Annotated in this window: 1 protein-coding gene; it reads right to left on the bottom strand. The window is 64.0% G+C overall.

Going from position 1 to position 669, the window contains the following annotated elements; translation table 11 throughout:
- Positions 1 to 669 (bottom strand): AMP-binding protein (locus ACXJ3V_RS20300; RefSeq protein ID WP_457102163.1); only part of this gene is annotated, 669 nt, incomplete at both ends.

Below are 669 nucleotides of genomic sequence, written 5' to 3'. Positions count from 1 at the left end.
GAGCGCCGCGAGCATCAGCGTCACGATGGACTTGTGCGTGTGGCGGACCGCCGCCGGCAGCTCCCGCGTGGTGCCAGAGGTGTACTGGAAGATGGCGAAATCGTCTCCCCTGGTCTGCGGCTCGAACCGGCTCGGGTAACCCTCGAGGGCGGCGAGGAACTGGTTCGAGGCGACGACGACCTCGACGTTCTCGAGGCCGTTTGCCATCGGTGACTTTTCTGCGTTCGTGATCAGCAGCTTGGGGTTGCAGTCGTTCACCCGAAGGCGGATGCCGTCGGGTCCGAACAACGTGAACAGCGGCACGGCGACGGCCCCGGCCTTCATGGCGCCAAAGATGGACACATAGAAGGCGCGGGACGGCTCGAGCATCACGGCCACGCGATCGCCGCGCTCGATTCCCTTGTCAACGAGGTAGTTCGCGAAGCGCGAGGAAGCGTCGGCGAGTTCGGCGAAGGTCAATGTCTCCTCGCTGCCATCCGCATGCGCAACGATGACCGCCTGCCGCGCGCCGCTGACGTGCCGGTCGATGCATTCGTGCGCGATGTTCAGCGATTCACGGTCGCCGTCGAACAGGTCCCACAGCCTGTCTGTTGAACAGAGGCGCTGGGCATCCGCGTAGGAGGTGAAGTCTGTGAGCTTCCTCATGGTGTCTGTTGTCTCTGCGTTGTG

The sequence above is a fragment of the Microbacterium sp. P5_E9 genome, assembly GCF_054049175.1.
Note: the sequence above shows the minus strand (reverse complement) of the source record. Positions and strands in the feature narration are given on the sequence as shown.